Consider the following 20,654-nt stretch of genomic DNA (forward strand, 5'->3'; position numbering starts at 1 on the left):
GCATCCACCAGCTCTGCCCTCGTCCCCTCCAACACCCCCGCATCCTACGACCCAACAACCCACGAAAAACGAAGAGTTATTGATCGGCAGGTCCCAGGGCTTCGGCGTAGTCGCGTGATGCCCGGTTCATCCGGCGGAGACCCACGTTGTTCTGTGCGCCAGTACTGAGCTGGTCCGGTCGGGCTGGGTCGATGACTTCTTCGCCTGCCCGGCGGGAGTGTTCTCCCGAGTAGAGCCGCGCCGGATGGCGATGACGTATGCGAAGGCGCCGGTCGAGCGCGGGAACGGATGGCAGACCGCGGAGCATGCCGGGCACGCGACGCCGGACCGGGTGCAATGGTTTGGTCGCGTCCGGCCTGATATGCGGGCCGGCTCGGGAACGCCCTTCGTACGATCGAGAACTGTCACGTCGCTGTGTTCTGCGCGTACGCCACGGATGGCGGCCGGGCGCCGATCGACCGCGAGGCGTACTCACCCGGCGTTCGGTTGGAGGACGCGGCCTGCTGCGGGGACCGGTCCGGGCCGCCCCGCCCGTGCCCGCAGCCGTCGTCATCGCCCGGTCGCCCCGGTGCCGCGCCCACCGAGCCCACGCCCGCCACAGCCACTGTGCCGCCCGCGGCCACGGAGACCGAGATCGCGACGCACGGCTGAAGTACCAGGCGTCCGGGAAGAACGTGTGTTCAGCGGCGCAAAGACGTGATGTGCGCGCACCGGCCGCTGGGTCACGCTATCGGCACACGCTTCGACCGGGCGGGACGTTCCGGCGTGGTCGGGCCGGTCCGGGCGAACGGGCACCCGCTCATCCGGGCGACCGGCTCGCGGTCTGCCGGGGATCCCGGAGGCACATCTCGCTGATCTCTCGACGGGAGCACCCATGCAGTCATCCAGCTCTACGGCGGACCTCACCCAACTCGGGCCGTGGGCGGACATGCCAGCAGCCCAGCAACCGGATTGGCGAGACCATGCCGCTTACCACGCGGCCTGTCAAAGGCTGGCGTCGGCTCCGCCCCTGGTGACGGCCTCGGAGATTCGGCGGCTGCGGTGGTCGCTGTCGAGACTGATGACTACCGGCGCTCTCCTGCTTCAACTGGGCGACTGCGCGGAAAGCTTCTACGAATGCGCGCCCAGACATATATCGCAGAAGCTGCGTGTCATCGACAAGTTGGGAGATCGACTCAGCGAACTCACGGGACGGAGCGTCATTCGGGTGGGCCGCATGGGTGGGCAGTTCGCCAAACCCAGGTCGCAGGAGACCGAACGTCACGGCACACTGATCATGCCTTCCTTTCGGGGGCACATGATTAATTCGGATATTGCTACGCCAGTGACCCGGAAGCCCGACCCGCGACGCATGTTGTGGGCCTATGACGCCAGCGACAAAGTGCAGCAGGCGATGCAGACGCACCGCCAGGGAAACGGTTCCATGGCCACGATGGAAGGGCCATGGTCGAGCCACGAGGCCCTGGTCATCGACTATGAGTCCCGATTGATCCGCCGCGACCCGGACACGGATGACCTGTTCCTGACCTCGACTCACCTACCTTGGGTGGGGGAACGGACGCGCCGACCGGCCGACGCGCATGTCTCTCTGCTCTCCTCTGTGATCAATCCGGTGGGATGCAAAATCGGACCGACCGCGAGCCCTGACGAGATACTGCGAGTGTGTGAGGCGCTCGACCCGCGACGCGAGCCCGGCCGCCTCGTCCTGATACCGCGGATGGGCCGAGACCGGATTCAGGAGGTCCTGCCGCCCATCGTCCGCTGTGTGGCGAATGCGGGACACCCGGTGGTCTGGCTGAGCGACCCCATGCACGGCAACACGGTGAAATCCCGGCTCGGTCTCAAGACACGTCATCTCACCGACGTGATCACTGAGGCGCTGCGATTCCGCGACATCCTTGAGGAGAACGGGCAGCACGCCGCCGGACTCCACATAGAGGTCGCGGCGGACGACGTGACGGAATGCATCGGCGGATCAGTGGAGAACGAGGACGAACTGCAGCGTCACTACACCTCGCTGTGCGATCCCAGGCTCAACGTCGACCAGGCCACCGAGCTCGTCGAGGCGTGGGCCAAGGGAACGGCGACGGGTTCCTGACGGGCTCGTGCACGGTCGGCGGTGGCGCGTCGAGAGGCGTGTTCCCGCCCGAACGTTCACATGCGTGCGCCGGCCGCCTGGCCGCCTGCCCGGCGGTTCGGCGGTTCGGCGGTGGGAGAGCAATCCGGTAGCGGCTTGACGGTGTCGCTCATGTTCTTCCGACGGCCGTGGTGACGGGCGAGAGCTCGCCGGTTCCAGTGCGCCGGTGTCGCCGCGCGACCGCCGGTCCGGCACCCAGCCCGCGGCCGCGAACTGAGCGCAGCCTGGTGCCGCTCGTGCCACAACGGACGTTCAGCGATACTTTCGGACGCCGCCCCACAAGTCTGCCGACTGTGGATGATCGCTGCACGGGCACGGGTCCCCACCACGCCCACCGTGATCAACGATCAAGGGTGCGACGCGCCACCGCCCACCATCGTCGGCCGACAGGTCGCCATCCACCTGCGGACCGAACTGCCGCTGGGAGTCCTGGCGATGCCGCCGTGGCGGCAGACCATGAGGGAGCGGCTCCACTCCGCCCTGGACTACCGCGCGGCTTGTTCGTCCCGCCCCGCCCGTGACCACAGCCACGAACGCGCTACCAGCGCGCCCCACCCAGCCCCGATCACGAAACGGATATCAAGCCGCGAACCCCCTCACACAGCGCCTCGTACGCGCTGGACGACGGCAGCCGGGTTCGGGGGAACCTTGTTCCCGCGCCAGGCCACGTGGTGGTCGGGCCTGAGAAGAACGAGGTCGCGTTCCCAGACCTGCCGGGCGCCGGCGTCGGTCACCACGGCATGGGTGACCGACAGACCTTGAGCGGCTGCCGCTTCGAGGAGCGCGTCGGCGCTGCCGTCGCCGGCGAAGTCGATGAGTGTGAAGGACGGGGCAAAGTGATCGTAGATCGGCTTCCCGTCTTCGAGGAGAAGGCTGGGCGGGCGACCTCCGGGCCAGGTCGTCGGTGTGTACTCCCGCGGCTTCCACGGGGGTTCGGGCGAATCCTCCTGGCAGACGATGGGCGAGTCGTTGTAGCGGTAGCCCAGCTCGACTCCCCGGTACTCGTTCTCGCCCCGCTCGGCATCGAGGAAGGATGCGATGGTCTGCGACGAGGCGCCCTCGCGAAGGAGTTCCCCCGCCTTGAGGTGCACGCCGAGGTGCCGGTGTGACGTGTGCATGTTGCGCAGACCTACCGGGTGGCGTTCCGCCTCGTAACTGTCGAGCAGACCGGGGCCACCGAAGCCCTTGACGACGGCGGCAATCTTCCAGGCCGCGTCGACCGCGTCGCCGATGCCCGTATTCATTCCGTAAGCGCCGGTCGGGAACATTCGATGAGCGGAGTCGCCGGCGAGGAGAACCCGTCCGGCGCGGTAATGGTCCGCGATCATGAAGCCAGGACGCCAGCGAGAGGTCAGAAGCACCTTGTCGATCTTCAGGTCCGTCCGCATCGTGTCGAGCAGGAATGCGGTCGGATCGGCCGGCGGTGTGTCGAATTCGGAGGGATCCATGCCGTTGACGTGCGCGGTCCAGGTGTCCACCTCGTCCTGGGCGATGATGATGTACCGGAAGGCGAAGTAGTGCCAGAACCGCCCGTGCCGGTGCAGGGTGTCCAGATCGCGGCTCTTGAAGTGCACCATGAAGGCGCCCGGCAACCCGGGTACGTCGAAGCCCTCCTGGTCGATGCCCACCGCCGTGCGGACCTGGCTCGACGCACCGTCGCATCCGATCACGTACCGGGATCGCAGCCGGACCTGGTCCTCGGTCATCACATCGACCAGGTGGCTGGTCACAACCTCGTCGTCCTGGGTGAGGGAGTCGAACCGCAGGCCGCATCGCAGATCGATGAGCGGACTCCGTCGGCAATGGGCACGCAGGACCTGCTCCAGATCGATCTGGGAGATTCGCTGGCCGGGTTCGGCAGGCTGGGTGCCGTCGTTGTGCTCGGCGATGCGTCGCCGCTCTTCGGACACCGAGGGAAGTCTCCACGCGGTGATCGGCTCACCGGCGAGGCCGGTCGACCAGATCACGTCGGCCGGATGCTCCGGCCCGACGCCGGCGGACCGGACATCGTCAGCGATGCCGAGTTGCCGGAAGAACTCCATGCTGCGGGAGTTGACGTAGTCCAGCTTCGGATGAACGGACGTCTCGAAGTCCTGGTCGACGAGAACGCAGGGGACGCCGTGGCGCGCGAGCACCAGAGCGGCGACCATGCCGACTGGGCCCGCGCCCACGACCAGAACCGGTACCGGATCCACGATTGCCTCCCAAAAATAGGTGTGGGGCGGTTCGGCCGCCCCACACCGTTCGCGGTTGTTCAGTGTGCTTCGCTGGGTGTCCGGTTCTGCCGGTCGCGCTCTGCCGCGCTACCGGTGGACGGGTCCTTCCGAGCGGGAACGACGGCACCCGTGAGGGCACGGACCCGCATCTCGGCGAAGCCTGCGTCGTTGCGCTCACGGCTGGTGAGCGTGCCGATGAAGCCGAGCAGGAAGCCGGCCGGCGCCCCGATCAGTCCGGGTTCGAAGTCAACGAACTTGAAGTCGGCGTCGGGGAACATGGCAGCGGGATCACCCGACACTCCGTTGGAGAACACGACCATGAACAGGGTCAGCGCCAGCCCCCCGTAGACCGTCCACATCAGTCCCGCGGTGTTGAAGCGCCGCCAGAACAGCGAGTAGACGACCGCCGGCAGGACTGTGGCGGCCGCCATGTCGATCGATGTCGGAATGAAGATGTGGGTGAGCTGGGTCAGCATCGCGACACCCACGATGAGGGAGACGATTCCGATGACCAGCACGTTGCGCCGTATGTCCTTCAGTTCGGCGACCTGTTCCGGCTGCCGGCCACGCGCCGCGTTGAGGTCCTTGGTGAAGGACGTCACCGCGTTGATCAGCAGAACTGCGAATATCGCGCCGACCGACAGCAGGGCGATCGCGCCGAGCGCGCCGGACGCCCACTCACCGCCGAGGTCGTCCGCGAGCTTGGGCAGGGTGGTGTCGCGGTGGGCCGGGATCAGGCCGATGTTCTTTCCGCCGAGTATCGCGACGGCGCCGAGACCGATGACGATCATGCACGCATAGAATCCGACCAACATCATCGACGCCCAGCCGGCCGACCTCCGCGCGTCCCGTCCGCTGGCCGCCACGAAGTAACGCATGAAGAGGAAGGGCATCCCCATGACCCCGACGACGATGGAGAAGGCCTTCGACAGGTGGACCCACGGATCCTGCCCCGAATTCGGCGTGGAGCCCTCGCCGAACAGGCGGCCGGGGCTCAGCAGATCGTAACCGCGCTTGTCCGGTACCGCGTTGGCCTGGGCGTCATCGAGCAGGTCGAAGAGGTTCAGCTTGTACTTGGCCAGTACCAACACGGTCAGCATCGCCACGAAGCCGAACATCAGAACCACCTTGAGCACCAGCATCCGGGTGACTCCGAGCATCCCGCCCATGTACACCCACAGAATGCTGATCACGCCGACGACGGCGACCACGGAGACCACGAGGGGCTTGTTCACCGTGGAGCTGGTGCTGAACATCCGGCTGGCAACCAGGCCGACCGCAGCCACAGTGATGATCATGAACATCGTGTGGATGAGCAGGGTGATGACCGCCGACGCGATCCGTGCCGGGCGCTCACGGGCGCGCAGCGCGAACAGGTCGCCCATCGTGTATCCGCCGATGTTGCGCACGGGCGAGGCGTAGATCAGCACCGCGAGAATCGTGGATATCGTGAAGGCCGTCAGGAGGAGAACGGCGTCGAAACCGTTCAGCGCGACGTGCCCGATGATGATGATCACGGTCGAGTACATGATGCTGCCGCCGACCATCGCGAAGGCGTTCTGACGGACGCCGATCCTCCGGCCCGCGAGAAGGAAATCGCTCGGGTTGCGTACGCTGCCGCGCGCCGAGTTCACGAGAGCGAACACCAGAACTGCGAGGGTGACGGCGATCGCGGTGGCGATCGCGGGCGCCGCCCACGTGTTGTTCACCGGGGGTGGAGGAGGGGCTGCAAGGAAGCTGGTCATCGGAGATCTCCTTCCAGGTCCGCCCGGATCTGCGCGCTGAGGGGATCCAGGCGAGTACGGGCGAATCGCAGGTACACCGCAGAGACCGTCACCACGAGGACGAGTGACAGAAGTACAAGCAGCAGGCCCACGTTCATGGGTCCGCCCAGCCCCTTCCGCAAGAAGTCCGGCACGAAGGCAGCGAGCACGATGACGAGGAACCACCACCCGTAGAAGACGACGCTCGTCCAACCGATGAAGGCATTCGAGCGACGCCGCAAATCCTTGAACTGGGCGCTTTCATACACCGCGACATAGGGGTCACCGTCCGCTGCCGAGTCCATCGTGCCCATGACACCTCCTGCATTGAAGACGTCGCAATGGTGACGTCGTGACGTGGCGATCAGTACGGCAGTCTCGGCCATCACTCCCGCGCGGGCATGGCCCGTTCACGGGGTTTCCGACGCGCCGCGGAGAAATGGCGTGACGCCCCGGCCGAACCGCGTGAACGTGTGATGGCCGGCGACGGCGACGGGACCGATGGTGTCGGAATGACCTCGGCAACGGAGACGGACGCGTGGACGTACGACGACTTCACGAGCGGCGAGCTCGATCCCGCCCGCTGGAGAGTCATGGCCATCACGGGGGCCGACGGCGAAAGACACCAGTACCGAGATCGAAACGCGCGACTGCGCACCGGTGACGGGCGATTCGAGCTGACCGTCAACCCGTTCAGCCGCTTCCACGACACGGACCCGAGACAGAACAACGCCAAGCAGATGTACCAATCCGTACGGCGCTTCCCTCCACCGGCAACGGGGCGGCTGACGTTCGAGGTTGAGATGGGGGTGCGGACCTACGGGCAGACTCCCCATGACCCGCTCGACGCCTTCGGAACGGTCAACCTCTTCGACCTGGAAACCGGTGTCGTACTCAATGCCGCCGCGACCAATGACACCGTTTACGCGGTGGTCGAACGACTGGTGATCCCGGGCGTGACCCGGCCGGACGAGCACTACATCCACCGGGTGGCGCTGGAAGTGCCGACGGAGCCGGGGCGTGAGCACCGCTACGCCATCACCTACCGGGCCCAGACGTCGGAGGTGGAGTGGTACGTCGACGGCCAACTCGCCTATTGGGCACGGCTTCCGGTACCGGTGGCGGGCTTCAACGCGGGCATGGCCCTGTTCTCGGCCCGGGATCTCTCCCGCTACACCCGCGCGGAGCGGGAGCACGGGCAGGGCGCGACCGGCCGGTGGGGGCCATGGCGGATCACGACAAGCGTCAGATGAGCACGTCTCCGCCATCGATGTTCAGGTTGACACCATTGATCGAGCGGTTCTCCAGCAGAAATGTGATCGCCTCGGTGCAATCCTGCATCGTCACCGGCCGCTTGGTGAGCGCACGCGTCGCGGCGGCCTCACGTGCACCGGGCTTGTCACTCCAGAATGGCGTGTCGGAGACAATGCTCGGGTGCAGGGCGTTGACCCGGATCGGCGAGAGTTCCACTGCCAGCGTCCTGACCAGCGCGCTGATCCCGCCGTTGGCGGTCGTCACGGTCGTGGAGCCGGGATAGGGCCGGTGACTGGCAAGGCCTCCGAGCAGTACGGCCGCGCTGTCGTCGACCATCCGCGAGGCGAGAGCATGCAGAACCGTGGTGTAGCCGGTGAGTTTCACCGTCAGCAGGCGCGTCGCGTCGGCCGGACGATACTCGCGAACCGTGTTGTAGTCCCGGTCGAGCGCCGCGAGCACCAGCCGATCGACGCGTTGCACGTCCGCCAGCCCGGCCACGATCCCTTCCGGGTCGGACAGGTCCAATGCGAGTCCGCGGGTCCGCCCGCCGATCTCATTGGCGATGCCTTTGGTCCGATCCTCCGTACGGCCGGTGATGACCACGTCGTTTCCTCGTGCGGCGCACGACTCGGCAAAATGCCGCCCGATCCCCGACGTTCCGCCGATGACGACGACATGAGTGCGATCGGACATTGACGTGTCCCTCCCCCTGCTTTCCGTGTCCCGGCCTGATGGCCGGTCAGCCGACCGTATCCCGGCCCTATAACGAACGTTCACCCCGCATTCGCGCTATTTCGTTTGACTCTGCGCGGTGAATCACGTGAAGAGGGAGCCGGCCGGCTGGGTCCCCAGCTCGGCCAGCACGTCGGCCGTGGACAGCGGCACCGCGCAACGATCCGCGGCATAGCGAAGCGCCATGAGATGGTCGTCGAGAGACAGGTCGGCCAGCGCGTCCGCCACGAGGAACGGCTGGATGTCGCGGCTGAACGCGTCGCAGGCGGTGATGAGGCATCCCATGTGCGCGTAGACGCCGCAGACGATGAGCTGGTCCCGTCCCGACCGCCGTAGTCGTTCTTCCAGGTCACTCCGGAAGAACGCGCTGTAGCGCCACTTGGTCAGCACCGGGTCGCCCGGCTCGGGGGCGACATCGTCGGCGATGCCGCGATCGGCCTCCTCGACACCCATGCCGGGACCCCAGAAGTCCTGCAGCAGCCCGCGGTCCTGGCGGCTCATGCCACCCGGCTGTGCCGTGTACATCACCGGCACTCCGGCCGTACGCGCCGCCGCGAGCAGCTTCGCAATGTTGGCGACCAGCTCGGTCAGCGGAGACTGCCCGGCCGGAAACGGGCGCAGAAAATACCGCTGCATGTCATGCACCAGCACGACGGCCCGGTCCGGGCGCGGGCGCCAGGGCACCGCCGCGTCCGGCAGATCGCCTTCGCCTGGCATGCGGTACGGCGCGATCGGGGTCATGGCCATGGTTCGCCTCCTGTTTCCGTTCGATGGCCTCATACGTGCAGGGCGGCGCCGCCATCCACGTACAAGTCGTGCATCGTGACGTGACCGGCCTGGTCGGATACGAGGTACGCGACGGCCTCGGCCACGTCCCGCGGCTGGGCCAGCTTCCGCAGCGGAATACCGACGCGATACGCGGCCGGCGAGCCCTCGATCGCCTGCCTCGGATCGGCATCCTCGCCGAGCATCGAGCGCAGCATGGGCGTGTCGGTCGAGCCGGGCGAGACGACGTTGCACCGTATTCCGTGGTCGGCAAGCTCCAGCCCCAGACACCGGGTGAACTGGGCGGACGCGGCCTTTGAGGCGGCGTATGCGGCCATCTCCATGCGCGGCACACCGGCGGCGTTGGACGCCACGGTCACGATCGCGCCGTGGCGGCGGCGGATCATCCGCCGGGCCACCGCACGGGACACGTGGAACACGCCGCCCGCGTTGACCGAGAAGATCTCATTCCATTGCCGGTCCGACAGCTCGACCACCCTGCCGGTGCGCAGGACGCCGGCCGCGTTGACGAGTATGCCGATGGGCCCCAGCTCGTCCTCGACGCGCCGCACGAGCGCGTCCACCGCCTCGCTGTCACACACGTCTACGGAGTAGCCGCGGGCCGACACGCCCTCGGCCTCGAGTTTGGTCACAACGGTGGCGAGCGCCTCGGCGTTGCGGTCCACGGCCGCGACGTGCGCGCCCGCGCCCGCCAGGGTGTCCGCCACGGCGGCGCCGATGCCCTGCGCCGCACCCGTGACCAGTGCGACCGTCGACTCGATTCCGGTCAGTTCCATCATGAACTCCTGCTGGTCGTGGCGGCTTGCTCGGCGTCGTACCCGAACAACCACTGGTGCCGGTCCAGGCCCGACGAGGTCTGGGCGGTGGTGTCGCGGGAGCGCTGGGCGTCCCCGTCGGCCAGGTGGAAGGTCTTCGCGTTGTCACGGGATTGGTGCTGGATCCGCGTGGTCCGGGGAAGGCGAATCCGCTCGTAGCGGCGCAAGGCCGCGCTCAGGCCGCCTGCGCCCGCGTCGGCCAGACAGATCGCGAGTACGACGGCGTCCTCGATCGCCTGGTTCGCGCCCTGCGCCTGGAACGGCAGCATCGGATGTGCGGCATCGCCGATGACGGTCACCCGTCCCGAGCTGAGCCGGTCGATGCTCTCGCGATCGTGCAGCGCCCACCTGCTGACTGTGTCCGCCGCGCCGATCAGCCGTGTGACGTCCTCGTCCCAACCCGCGTACGCAGCCGCGAGCTCAGCGACGTCACCCCGCGCCGACCAGGACTCCTCCCGCCAGCCCGAGGCGGCGACGGTCGCGCCGAAGCTCACCTGCCGGCCGGACGACACCGGGTAGCACACACAGTGCTGGTCCGGTCCGAACCACAACTGCACACGGGGCTCGGTGAGCAAATAAGGCACCCGTTCTGCCGGCACCAGACCCCTGTAGATCGTCTGCCCGGAGTAGCGTGGCCGATCGGCCACCAGCTGTTCCCGTGCGACCGAGTGAATGCCATCGGCGCCCACGACCAGATCCGCCGCGACCGTCGTACCGTCCGGCAGGTGCAGCTGCGCCGCGTCCGCGTTCTGCGTCACGGCGACGCAACGGGCACCGAGGTGGACCCGGTCGGGTGGGATGAGCGAGAGCAGGCTGTTGTGCAGGTCTGCCCGGTGCACGGTGTAATAGGGCGCCCCGAAGCGGCGGTGACACGGGTCGCCCAGCGGAGTGCGTTGCAGCAACGTGCCGTCGTCCCAGCGGCGCATCTCGATCGCCTGCGGTGTGACCGCGATGGTGCGCAGGCGGTCGCGCAGACCCAGCCGGCGCAGCAACCGGGTGGCGTTGGGCGCGACCTGTACACCCGCGCCCACCTCGGCCAGGCGTTCCGCCTGCTCGTAGATGTGGCAGTCGATTCCGGCCCGGCGAAGGGCGACGGCGAAGGCGAGGCCGGCGATTCCGGCCCCGGCCACGGCAACCCTCATCTGCGGCATGTCGCCCCCTCAGTAGTAGAGGAGCGCTTTGCTCCAGTCCTCGTCGGGCCCGAACAGGCTGCGCGGCTTGACCACGTCAGGCATGGTGGTCAGCGCGTCACGCGGTATCAGAGTCCCCGGAGCCAGCCCGGTGACCTCGCTGTCGACACCGAACTCGGCCCGCACCGAAGCCGCCAGTTCCGCTTGGGCGTTCGCCCGGTGCTCCTCGGGCACCTCGATCTCGATGCGCAATCCCGTCGGTTCCGCCTTCGCCCGCCAGAACAGCACCTCGTAGGAGTCCGGGAGGGAGAAGACGAGTTCCTCCAGCCTGTACTGGGTGATCGTCGCGGCGCCGACCCGGTAGCCGAACGCCGCCCTGCCGAGCACCTGGACCGTGGGCAGTTTCCAGCCGCATTCGCAGTCGTCGTAGGAGACCGACACGTTGTCTTCGAGGTTGTAGCGCAGCAGGGGCATCGCCTCGCGGAAGAGCGGTGTGACCACGAGCTGGCCCTCGCCCTCGGCACTGACGGTGCCGGTCTGCGGGTCGTACACCTCGAACAGCGCCCGGTCGGCCCACAGATGCATCCGGCCGTGCCGGCACTCTCCGGCGAGGCTGCCGGTCTCCGTGGAGCCGTACTCCTCGATCACCGGCACCCCCCACAGCCGACTGATCCGCCGGCGGCGGGCGGAGGTGAGCGGCTCGCCACCGACGAACAGCGCACGCAGCGCGGGGAAGTCGGCGCCGGGCCGGTGCCCGGCCGCGGCCGCGGCGGCAGCCCAGATGAGGCACTCGGTCGGCACCGACCAGGTCAGCGTGACATCCAGGTCGTGCATGACCCGGACCACGCGGGCGTACGGCATGGCCAGCGACCGATTGTCGCCGGGCACCACGGTGGCCCCGTGCAGCCGGCCGGCGGCGTGCGCGAGATGCCCCGTCAGCAGCAGCGCGTACGGCGTGCGCACCAGGAAGACGTCCTCGCCGGATATCCCGATCCACTTGCGGGCGAAGCGCTCGGCCAGGTCGGTCCAGTCCTCCGCCGTGTAGTACGAAGGCGTGGGCCGGCCGGCGGTGCCGCTCGACTCGTGATAGGTGGCCAGCCGCTCCTTCGGGACGGAGAGCATTCCGAAGGGGTAATTGTCCCGCAGGTCCTGCTTCGTGGTCAGCGGCAAGGTGGCGAGGTCGGCGGCGGTCGCGGGCAGGGCCGCCGAGTTCAGCCGCTCGCGATAGAACGGCGAGCGGGCCGCCCAGGCGACGGTTTGCGGCAGTTGCTTCTCCTGGAGGCGCTGCAGGTCCTCCGGCCCGTTCCACTGGCCGAGCTGAGGCAGGCCCGAACGTGAGTGATTCACCGCTCTTCCTCTCCTAGCAGTCGATGCGCGTTGTCCCAGGCGATCTGCCGCCATTGATCGGGCGGTATCCGCAGCACCTGGAACTTGGCCAGCTCCACGGCCGGGTGTTGGAGCGGATACTCGGAGCCGAACACCACCCGCCCGGCGCCGAGGCGGCTCAGCGCCGCCTCGGCCACACACGTGTACCCGCCGGACGTCTCCAGCAGGATGTTGGGTTCGTCCTGGATCATCGCGAGGGCGTAGAAGTCGATGTTGCCAATGCCGCTGTGCCCGAGCACGAAGCTCACCTGCGGGAACCGGCGGGCCAGGCCGACCAGGTCGGCCACGCCCGCACCGCGACGGGTCAGGCACACCACGTACACCGGGTGGCCGAACTCGGCGGCCACGCCGACGAGCGCCCCGACGCGGGGGTCGGTCAGTCCGACGCCGTGTACGGCGGGCGAGACCTCCAGGCCGCGGAACTCGGCGGCCCTGGCCCGGTACACCTCGGGCGAGCGGTGCGGGTTGGCGAAGAAGAACGGCACCAGGCGCCCGTCGGTGCCCGCGCAGGTTTCCAGCACTGCGTCGTTGTCGGCGTCGGTCTCGACGTGCCCGCCCTCGATGAGCTGGCGGGACAGGCGGTCCAGGCCGATGGTGCCGCCCGCACACACCACCGCTCGCTCCAGCCCGCAGTCGTCCAGCGTCGACAGGAGCCGCTCACCGGCCCCCGGCCTGGGAGCCAGACGTACGTGGAAATCCAGCACGGGCTGTGCGGTCATCGCGGCCATCACTCACTTCTCGATACAGAACTCATCGATCGGGTAGCCGACGTGCCGTTGCTTGACGGGCAGGTGGCCGAGCACCTTCGTGCCCGGCGTCAGATCCGTGACGTTCAGCACCGTGCCGCCGGGCCCGAGCACCCGTACGTGCCAGTCGTCCTGCACGATGAGGCTGACGCGGACGCCCGACGTCGAGACCGCGTCGATCGCAAGCAGCGGCCGCGTCTCGATCTTGACCCGGCCCACGGTGACGACCCGTGACTTCCCCTTCGCATCGACGGCGAGCACCCTGCCGCCGGCGACGAGTTCGCTGAGGTAGTTGGTGCGTTCGTCAGCCGACAACGTGTACGAGTGCAGCGCCCCGGCGTTGACCCGGAACGGCCGGGTCGGCATGTACGGGAGCGGGTGCGTCTCGCTGCAGCACAGGATCATGCCGGTGGAGTGCGAGCCGACGAGTATGCCCTCGTCGAGCCGGAAGTTCGTGCAGGTGTCGACGCACGCCCGTTCACCCATCCCCGCTCGCCGGATCCCGGTGATCTCCAGCTCCACCAGCGGTATGTCCGCCGCCCTGCTGACCGCGGCGGCTGCCAGGGCAGTGGCCTCTCCCGGGACCCGGGGGGCGAGCATCACGCCGTCGGAGCCGTGCTCCAGGACACCGAAGACGATCTCCGCCTCCTCGACGTCGGCCACCTGGGTGATGATGCTGCCGTCCGCTCCGGCCGCGGCGGCCAGCACGATCTCCAGCGGGATCTTGGTGGGGTCCCGGAAGTACAGCAGGCTCCAACTGTCGAAGCGCGCCGCGCGGCAGGCGTCGTCGAGGCTGGCGGCGTCCGTGATCTCCACGTACCGGCCGAACTCCACGTCGGAGTACTGCAGTGCCAACTCGGCGGGCTCCCCATGGAGGGCCGGATCGACGATGACCACGTCGGCGGGTTCCAGTTTCTCCGGCAGCGGCTGGTTCTGCGGGAACAGAACCTTCTTCACCGTCGGGGGAAGCGACTCCAGGTCGGCCGGATCGGCCGCCACGATGGCGTCCACCCTCTGGTGGACGGCTTCCTCGACTATGGCCTCCTTGGCTCCGTCTACGTTACGGATGTCCAGCCAGCACAGCTTCACAGGTATCTCCTCTGCCGAAGTTTCAGGGAGTATCAGGGCGTAAGGGCAAGCCGGTTGTTCACGCCGTCCCGGTCCGGGACGTGCGGCAATTCATGCACCAGCCGCGCGATCTCGGCTGCCATCCAGCCGGGCCGGTCGGCCTGGAAGACGTTGCGTCCCATGGCCACTCCGGCCGCACCGCCACGCAGCGCGTCGGACACATGGGCCAGCACAGCGTCGGTCTCGGCCGAGCGCGGGCCGCCGGCCACGATGACGGGGATCGGGCAGGCCCGTACCACGTCGGCCATCTGCTCGGGTGTGCCCGCATAGTCGGTCTTGACGACGTCCGCGCCGAGGTCGGCGGCCAGTGACGCGGCGTGCGCCACCAGTTCCGGCGCGCGCGAGTCACTGATCTGCGGTCCGCGGGCGTACACCATGGCGAGCAGCGGGACGTTCCAGCGGTCGCACTCCCCCGCCACGGCCGCCAGATCGGCGACCTGCCGGGCCTCCTGGTGCGACCCCAGGTTGACGTGCACGCTGACCGCGTCGGCGCCCAGCCGCAGCGCCTCCTCCACGTGGGCGACCAGATACTTCGCATCCGGATCCGGAGCGTGCCTGGTGCTCGCGTTCAGATGCACGATCAGCGACATGTCGCCGAACCAGCAGTGCTCGATGTGGCGGAGGCTGCCCTTGTGCAGAACCACGGCGTCGACACCGGTGCCGGCGATCTCACCGAGCAAGGAGTTCAGATCACCGGGGCGCAGCGGTCCGTCGGCGACGGAATGATCGAGCGGCACGACGAGCAGGCGCCCATCGCCATGCCGGAACAGGCGTCGCAGGCGGAGGCCTCGAGCGAACGAGGCGTTGTGTACAACCACTGTGTCCTGCCTCTCTCAAACGGTGGCGGAACGACCGGAGGTCGCGGACGTAACCTCTGCCGGCTCATGCCGGTCGAGGTGGAACTCGCGGTGCAGAGTCTCGACGGTCTCGACGGTGCGTTCTCGGGGCACGATCACGGAGAGCCGCATCTGCGACGTGGAGATCCAGCTCGTCGGGATCCCGGTCCCGGCCAGTGCCGCCATGAGCCTGGCCGTGTACTCGGGACGGCTGAGCAGGCCCATCCCAACCACCGACACCTTGCCGACGTTCTCGTCGAAATGCACACCCCCGCCGAAGGCGGCCGTCACCTTGTGCAGTGCGGCCCGCACTGCGTCGGCTTGGCTGCGGCGAATCGTGAATCCCATGCGGAACTCGTTCTCGTAGGGCCCGGACCTGGCCACCAGGTCCACCACCGTCCCGTGGGCGGCCAGCACCTCGAACACATCGGGAGCCAGGTCCCGGCGGCTGTCCCGGCAGTGCACCAGCACGCGCGCGACGTCGGTGTCGTGGGTCACCGCCACGACGGCCCTCCGGGTCTCCAGCGGCCGGTCGTCCTGCCGGTCGACGACGGTCGTTCCGGGCGCCTGCGATGACACGTTCCGGACACGCACTTCGACCCCTTCCATGGCGGCCAGTTCGATACAACGGGTGTGCAGAACCCTCGCGCCCGCGAACGCCATCTCCGCCATCACGCCAGGTTGGACCCACGGCAGGCACCGCGCCGCGGGCAGGATGCGAGGATCGGCGCTGAAGACGCCGTCCACGTCGGTGTAGATCTCGCAAGCCGATGCGCGAAGTCGCGCCGCCAGCGCCACCGCGGTCGTGTCGGAGCCGCCACGCCCGAGCGTGGCGATGTCCCCGGTGCGGTCGACGCCCTGGAATCCGGTGACCACGGCGACCTTGCCGTCATCCAGAGCCGCTCGCACACGTGCCGCCCCGATCCTCGAGATGAGCGCATCGCCATGCCGATCGGTGGTCCGGATCCCAGCCTGGTGGCCGGTCAGCGAGATCGCCGGCACCCCCAGCCCACTCAGAGCGAGGGCCATCAGCGCCGCCGACTCGCACTCACCCACGGCCAGTAACTGGTCCAGCTCCCGGGACGCAGACACAGCTCCGATGTCGGCCGCCAGCCGCAGCAGGTCATCTGTTCTGCCGCCGCGCGCGGAGACGACCACAGCCACCGACGGTCCGCGCCGCCGCGCTGCCGCGATGCGCAGGGCGGCGTGACGAACGCAGTCAAGCGTCTGCAAAGAAGTACCGCCGTATTTTTGGACGAGCACATCCACAGTCGTTTTCACCGCCCTTGTCGCACTGGTAAGTCACGACAGTAATCGCGACGCACCTCCCCGCCCACTACCTGCGCGAGTAGTGCCACTCCATTCAGTTATTCACGCCATCCGCCGGACCGTTACCGGAAACACGCGATGGCGGCTTCACGTCATTGTGTGACGCCTTTCGCCGCCGCAGTATCGAGAGGGGTGATCTGATCTCACGTAAAGGGGAGCGATATGCACGGGACGGATTCGAGCATGGCCGGCCCCCCGGATGTTCTGAACAGCCTCGGCGAGGACGGGCGCGCCTTCGCCCTGCTTTACCGGCCCGGTTCGACGCAGACGGCGAAGGTGGAGGTCCTGACCGGCGAGCTCTGCGGCGTGGACAGCCTCGCCGCGCTGCCCCTGCCAGGCCGGCCGGCGAGCGGCGCTCAACACGACCTGCTCGTGGCGATTCCGTACCGGCAGATCACCGAACGCGGGTTCGCCTGCCGCGACGATCACGCGCCCTTGCTCACCATGCACGTCCACGAGCAGGCCGAACTCAGTCGCAGTCAGGCCTTGGCGGGCCTGCCCGAGCAGAACGTGCGCGCGTCCGACGCCGGATTCGATATCAGCGATGAGGACTACGCGGCGATCGTCAAGCGGGTGCTGCGTGATGAGATCGGACAGGGCGCCGGATCCAACTTCGTGATCAGACGTTCCTTTGCCGCGCGGTTGGACGATTACTCGGTGCGTACGGAGCTCGCCATCTTCCGGCGGCTTCTGACCGGCGAGCTCGGGTCGTACTGGACGTTCCTGTTCCACACCGGCGCGGGAACGTTTATCGGCGCATCCCCGGAGCGACACGTCAGCGTGGCCGACGGCACCGTCTCGATGAACCCCATCAGCGGGACTTACCGGCACCCCTCGACCGGCCCAGACATTTCCGGGCTCCTGGCGTTTCTGAACGACCCCAAAGAGGCCAACGAACTCTATATGGTCGTCGACGAAGAACTGAAAATGATGGCCCGCATGTGCACCTCTGGCGGCCGGGTTCATGGCCCATTTCTGAAGGAAATGGCGCGCCTGACCCACTCCGAATACGTCCTGACCGGCCACAGCGATCTCGACGTACGCGACGTGCTGCGAGAAACCCTGCTCGCACCGACTGTCACCGGCAGTCCCCTCGAAAACGCCTTCCGGGTCATCGGCCGTCACGAAACGACGGGCCGCGGATACTACGGCGGCGTCCTCGCACTGATCGGCCGCGATGTGGAGGGCAGCCGTACGCTCGATTCGGCGATCATGATCCGAACCGCGGAGGTCGGCGATGACGGCCGGCTGCGCCTGGGCGTCGGCGCCACCCTGGTCCGTGACTCCAACCCCGATTCCGAGGTGGCCGAGACCCGGACCAAAGCCGCGGGCATGCTCGAAGCGCTCGGCCTCTCACCGGAAGGTACCGGCGCCGGCAGCGAGCCCACCTCGGTGGGAGCGCCCGCGTCACCGGCCACCCATCCCCAAGTGCGCCTGGCACTGAAGTCCCGCAACGCCACGCTGTCGCGATTCTGGCTCGACGGAGCACACCGGAGAACGCCGGACCCGGTGCTGGACGGACGGCGCGTGCTGGTCGTCGACAACGAGGACACCTTCACGGGGATGCTCGGCCATCAACTGCGAGCCCTCGGCCTGCAGACCACGATCACACGATTCGACGATCCGCTGCCGTCGGAGGGATTCGACCTCGTCCTCGTCGGCCCCGGCCCCGGCGACCCCCGCGACGCGACAGACCCACGCATCAACACGCTCCGCGCGCTCACCCGTGACCTGCTCGTCGGCACCGTCCCGTTCCTGTCCATCTGCCTGGGCCACCAGATACTCGCGGCCGAGCTCGGCCTTGAAATCGTACGGCGCTCGGTGCCCAACCAAGGTGTCCAGAACCTGGTCAACCTCTTCGGCCGATCCGAACGCGTGGGCTTCTACAACACCTACGCCGCCCGCGCCGAACACGACTTCATTCCCGGTACCGGGCAGCGCAAGCCCATGGACATCAGCCGGAACCCTCGGACAGGCGAAGTGCACGCCCTGCGCGGCGCAGGTTTTCGATCCGTGCAATTCCATCTCGAATCCATACTCACTCAACACGGCCCGCAGATCCTCGGCGACCTGCTTGCCTCACTGCTGAGGGATGCGGGAAGTACCAGCGTTCCTGGTGCAGGTGTGGGAGCGCGTCGCCGGTAAGCGGACACGGTCCGGGAGTTCTGGGTAGGGCAGTGAGCTTGTCGGCGATCGGCGGCTGAATGACTTGGCCGCAAAGAGCTCGCGCAGTCACTGCGACGGAACTGCGCCCCATGCGCGCTACGGCCAATGGCGCGCCCTGTTGCCGCAGAAGCAGCAGGCGCCGCGAAGATACCGCGTGCGCGACAGATGGCCGCTCGTCCGCGAGCAGGACTCCCACGCGGCAAGGTCCGGCTAGGCTGCGCGTATGAGCACAGGACTGTCCAGTGTCTGGGCCCGGTTAAGAGACTGGGTGATCGCGATCTGCGTGGCGGCGGTACTGCTGGTCACCGCGCTGGCCCGGGACCACCCCGCCACGGATCTCGGCCTTCTCGGCTATGCACTGGCGGTGACGAGCGGCCTGGCGCTGGTCGTCCGCCGCCGGGCTCCGGTTCCCGTCCTGGCCGTTACGGGGCTGTGCGTGGTGGGTTACAACGCGGTCGGTTTCGAAGTGCCCGCCGTCGCATACCTGTTCGCGGTGTACGCCGCCGTACGGTCGGGGCACCGCCTCATCACCGTGCTGGTGTCCGTGGCGCTGCTGGTCGCTCTCCCGTTCGCAGTCATGGCCTCCCCCGCGGACGGGCCCGCGGCCGACGCGTTCGCGCAGGCCCGAGGCGTCCTCGAGCTGGCCTGGCTGATCGCTGCCGGTGCCGCCGGGGAGGCGCTGCGGCAAGCCGAGCGGCGGGCGGACGAAGCCGAGCGCACCCGCGAGGAGACCGCGCGGCTGCGCGCGACGGAGGAACGGCTGCACATCGCGCGGGAGCTGCACGATTCGCTCACCCACCAGATCTCGATCATCAAGGTGCAGTCCGAAGTCGCCGTCCACCTGGCCCGCAAGCGTGGCGAACAAGTACCGGAGACCTTGCTGGCGATCCAGGAGGCCGGCCGTGAGGCGACCCGGGAACTGCGAGCGACCCTGGAGACGCTGCGCAACGACGCCGAGACCCCGTCGTACGGGCTCGACCACGTCCCGAAACTGGTGGAACGGGCCCATGGGATAGGCCTGAAAACAACGCTGACGATCGAAGGACAACGGCACGACGTGCCGGACGCGGTGGACCGGACCGCCTACCGGATCGTCCAGGAGTCGCTCACCAATGTGGCCCGCCACTCTGCCGCCGCCACCGCGTCGATCCGGATCGACTACCGTCGGGACGCCCTCGCCATTCAGGTCGATGACGACGGGACGGCCGAACCGGGCTCCGCCCCGGTGCCCGGCGTCGGGCTGCTGGGGATGCGCGAACGCGTCACCGCCCTGGGCGGCCGCCTGCGGGCGGAACCGCGCACCGAGGGCGGTTTCACCGTCCAGGCCGAACTACCGGTGGCGCGGATTTCATGATTCGTGTCCTGCTGCTCGACGACCAGCCGCTCCTTCGCAGTGGGTTCCGTGCGCTTCTCGACGCCGAGGACGACATCGAGGTGGTCGCCGAGGCCGCCGACGGCAAGGAGGGCCTGGCCCTCGCCAGGGAACTCCTGCCCGACATCGCGCTCGTCGACATCCAGATGCCGGTGATGGATGGCATCGAGACGACCCGGCGGATCGCCGCGGACCCGTTCCTGGCCGGGGTGCACGTGGTCATCCTGACCAACTACGGCGTCGACGAACACGTGTTCAACGCGCTGCGCGCCGGCGCCGCAGGGTTCCTCGTCAAGGACATCGAGCCGGACGACTTTCTGCACTCCGTACGCGTCGCCGCGCGCGGTGACGCCCTGCTCGCACCGTCGATCACCAAAATGCTGATCAGCCGGTATGTCGCCCAGCCTCCCAGCAACAAAGCCGGCACAGGACTGAAGGAACTGACCAACCGCGAACGCGAGGCCGTCGCCCTGGCCGCGCAGGGCCTGTCCAACGACGAAATCGCCGATCTCATGGTGATCAGCCCACTGACCGCGAAAACCCATATCAACCGCGCCATGATCAAGCTCCAGGCCCGCGACCGCGCCCAACTCGTGGTCTTCGCCTACGAATCCGGCCTGGTGGCCCCCCGAAACCGCTGACGCAGGTAAGACCGACCGGCAATTGGGGGGCGGTAAGTCCTCAAAACCGTGGCCCATGTGGTGACGCGGGAGCTGACGCACCATGAGACACGGAGCCCTTTTCCACTTGACCTGGTGCGTTGACCTCGATTCGTCTGCGACCTGATGGGTCCCGCTGGTCCGGCGTCTTGCCCTGATTTGTCCGTCCGGCCGGTGCAGGGGCCTTCGCATGCGCTGC

The 20,654-nt window shown here is 68.0% G+C and carries 17 protein-coding genes; 5 read left to right on the forward strand and 12 right to left on the reverse strand.

The genetic code is table 11. The annotated features are described in order from the left end of the window. Positions 1–874 precede the first annotated feature (874 nt). The gene (locus tag ACGFSA_RS32480; RefSeq protein ID WP_393309616.1) at positions 875–2,098 is read left to right on the forward strand and encodes a 3-deoxy-7-phosphoheptulonate synthase; all 1,224 of its coding nucleotides are present in this window, start codon (positions 875–877) and stop codon (positions 2,096–2,098) included. Between the two features lie 635 nt (positions 2,099–2,733). Here ACGFSA_RS32480 and ACGFSA_RS32485 read toward each other — a convergent pair. Genes ACGFSA_RS32485 through ACGFSA_RS32495 form a run of 3 tightly spaced genes read right to left on the reverse strand, consistent with a single transcriptional unit; the run spans position 2,734 to position 6,430 of the window. Further along, a complete protein-coding gene (locus ACGFSA_RS32485) occupies positions 2,734–4,332 on the reverse strand; it encodes an FAD-dependent monooxygenase (RefSeq protein WP_393309617.1) in 1,599 nt (532 codons plus the stop codon). Between the two features lie 59 nt (positions 4,333–4,391). Further along, positions 4,392–6,098, reverse strand: a complete 1,707-nt coding sequence (locus ACGFSA_RS32490; protein WP_393309618.1) for a Na+:solute symporter — start codon at positions 6,096–6,098, stop codon at positions 4,392–4,394. Continuing rightward, positions 6,095–6,430 (reverse strand): DUF485 domain-containing protein, encoded by a 336-nt coding sequence (locus tag ACGFSA_RS32495; protein WP_393309619.1) that lies wholly within the window; start codon positions 6,428–6,430, stop codon positions 6,095–6,097. The genes ACGFSA_RS32490 and ACGFSA_RS32495 overlap by 4 nt, the downstream gene beginning before the upstream one ends. Positions 6,431–6,628: 198 nt before the next feature. On the opposite strand from ACGFSA_RS32495, the gene ACGFSA_RS32500 reads away from it, so the two are divergent. Then, entirely contained in the window at positions 6,629–7,369 is a 741-nt protein-coding gene (locus ACGFSA_RS32500) for a DUF6081 family protein (protein WP_393309620.1), read from the forward strand. Here ACGFSA_RS32500 and ACGFSA_RS32505 read toward each other — a convergent pair. The 9 genes from ACGFSA_RS32505 to ACGFSA_RS32545 all read right to left on the reverse strand — a co-directional run bounded on the left by ACGFSA_RS32505 (position 7,362) and on the right by ACGFSA_RS32545 (position 16,210). Beyond that, positions 7,362–8,063: an SDR family NAD(P)-dependent oxidoreductase gene (locus ACGFSA_RS32505; RefSeq protein WP_393309621.1), complete on the reverse strand. Its 702-nt coding sequence runs from the start codon at positions 8,061–8,063 to the stop codon at positions 7,362–7,364. The two genes, ACGFSA_RS32500 and ACGFSA_RS32505, sit on opposite strands and share 8 nt — an antisense overlap. A gap of 123 nt (positions 8,064–8,186) precedes the next feature. Then, positions 8,187–8,849 (reverse strand): isochorismatase family protein, encoded by a 663-nt coding sequence (locus tag ACGFSA_RS32510; protein ID WP_393309622.1) that lies wholly within the window; start codon positions 8,847–8,849, stop codon positions 8,187–8,189. A gap of 29 nt (positions 8,850–8,878) precedes the next feature. After that, positions 8,879–9,664 (reverse strand): 2,3-dihydro-2,3-dihydroxybenzoate dehydrogenase, encoded by a 786-nt coding sequence (locus ACGFSA_RS32515; RefSeq protein WP_393309632.1) that lies wholly within the window; start codon positions 9,662–9,664, stop codon positions 8,879–8,881. Beyond that, a complete protein-coding gene (locus ACGFSA_RS32520) occupies positions 9,664–10,854 on the reverse strand; it encodes an FAD-dependent monooxygenase (RefSeq protein ID WP_393309623.1) in 1,191 nt (396 codons plus the stop codon). Before ACGFSA_RS32520 ends, ACGFSA_RS32515 begins: the two co-directional genes overlap by 1 nt. A 9-nt stretch (positions 10,855–10,863) precedes the next feature. Continuing rightward, complete coding sequence (locus tag ACGFSA_RS32525; RefSeq protein WP_393309624.1) at positions 10,864–12,180, reverse strand: phenylacetate--CoA ligase family protein; 1,317 nt, start codon at positions 12,178–12,180, stop codon at positions 10,864–10,866. Continuing rightward, the gene (locus tag ACGFSA_RS32530; protein ID WP_393309625.1) at positions 12,177–12,947 is read right to left on the reverse strand and encodes an amidohydrolase family protein; all 771 of its coding nucleotides are present in this window, start codon (positions 12,945–12,947) and stop codon (positions 12,177–12,179) included. Before ACGFSA_RS32530 ends, ACGFSA_RS32525 begins: the two co-directional genes overlap by 4 nt. Before the next feature lie 3 nt (positions 12,948–12,950). Further along, positions 12,951–14,054 (reverse strand): 3-dehydroquinate synthase II family protein, encoded by a 1,104-nt coding sequence (locus ACGFSA_RS32535; RefSeq protein ID WP_393309626.1) that lies wholly within the window; start codon positions 14,052–14,054, stop codon positions 12,951–12,953. Positions 14,055–14,086: 32 nt separating this feature from the next. Further along, positions 14,087–14,911, reverse strand: coding sequence for a 2-amino-3,7-dideoxy-D-threo-hept-6-ulosonate synthase (locus tag ACGFSA_RS32540; RefSeq protein WP_393309627.1), 825 nt, complete (start codon positions 14,909–14,911; stop codon positions 14,087–14,089). A gap of 15 nt (positions 14,912–14,926) precedes the next feature. Continuing rightward, positions 14,927–16,210: an aspartate kinase gene (locus ACGFSA_RS32545; protein ID WP_393309628.1), complete on the reverse strand. Its 1,284-nt coding sequence runs from the start codon at positions 16,208–16,210 to the stop codon at positions 14,927–14,929. 231 nt (positions 16,211–16,441) lie between these two features. Here ACGFSA_RS32545 and ACGFSA_RS32550 point away from each other — a divergent pair, with 231 nt between their 5' ends. The 3 genes from ACGFSA_RS32550 (at position 16,442) to ACGFSA_RS32560 (ending at position 20,437) form a co-directional block, all read left to right on the forward strand. Then, entirely contained in the window at positions 16,442–18,403 is a 1,962-nt protein-coding gene (locus ACGFSA_RS32550; protein WP_393309629.1) for an anthranilate synthase family protein, read from the forward strand. 244 nt (positions 18,404–18,647) lie between these two features. Then, entirely contained in the window at positions 18,648–19,778 is a 1,131-nt protein-coding gene (locus ACGFSA_RS32555) for a sensor histidine kinase (RefSeq protein ID WP_393309630.1), read from the forward strand. Beyond that, on the forward strand, positions 19,775–20,437 hold the full coding sequence (locus tag ACGFSA_RS32560; RefSeq protein WP_393309631.1) for a response regulator: 663 nt from the start codon (positions 19,775–19,777) through the stop codon (positions 20,435–20,437). The genes ACGFSA_RS32555 and ACGFSA_RS32560 overlap by 4 nt, the downstream gene beginning before the upstream one ends. Positions 20,438–20,654: the final 217 nt, after the last annotated feature.

The organism is Streptomyces sp. NPDC048496, from assembly GCF_043200055.1.
Taxonomy (GTDB): domain Bacteria; phylum Actinomycetota; class Actinomycetes; order Streptomycetales; family Streptomycetaceae; genus Streptomyces.

Coding starts and splice junctions, on each gene's coding strand:
- ACGFSA_RS32480 (WP_393309616.1), top strand. CDS start 875: ATGCAGTCATCCAGCTCTACGGCGGACCTCACCCAACTCGGGCCGTGG.
- ACGFSA_RS32490 (WP_393309618.1), bottom strand. CDS start 6,098: ATGACCAGCTTCCTTGCAGCCCCTCCTCCACCCCCGGTGAACAACACG.
- ACGFSA_RS32495 (WP_393309619.1), bottom strand. CDS start 6,430: ATGGGCACGATGGACTCGGCAGCGGACGGTGACCCCTATGTCGCGGTG.
- ACGFSA_RS32500 (WP_393309620.1), top strand. CDS start 6,629: ATGACCTCGGCAACGGAGACGGACGCGTGGACGTACGACGACTTCACG.
- ACGFSA_RS32505 (WP_393309621.1), bottom strand. CDS start 8,063: ATGTCCGATCGCACTCATGTCGTCGTCATCGGCGGAACGTCGGGGATC.
- ACGFSA_RS32510 (WP_393309622.1), bottom strand. CDS start 8,849: ATGGCCATGACCCCGATCGCGCCGTACCGCATGCCAGGCGAAGGCGAT.
- ACGFSA_RS32515 (WP_393309632.1), bottom strand. CDS start 9,664: ATGGAACTGACCGGAATCGAGTCGACGGTCGCACTGGTCACGGGTGCG.
- ACGFSA_RS32520 (WP_393309623.1), bottom strand. CDS start 10,854: ATGCCGCAGATGAGGGTTGCCGTGGCCGGGGCCGGAATCGCCGGCCTC.
- ACGFSA_RS32530 (WP_393309625.1), bottom strand. CDS start 12,947: ATGGCCGCGATGACCGCACAGCCCGTGCTGGATTTCCACGTACGTCTG.
- ACGFSA_RS32550 (WP_393309629.1), top strand. CDS start 16,442: ATGGCCGGCCCCCCGGATGTTCTGAACAGCCTCGGCGAGGACGGGCGC.
- ACGFSA_RS32555 (WP_393309630.1), top strand. CDS start 18,648: ATGAGCACAGGACTGTCCAGTGTCTGGGCCCGGTTAAGAGACTGGGTG.
- ACGFSA_RS32560 (WP_393309631.1), top strand. CDS start 19,775: ATGATTCGTGTCCTGCTGCTCGACGACCAGCCGCTCCTTCGCAGTGGG.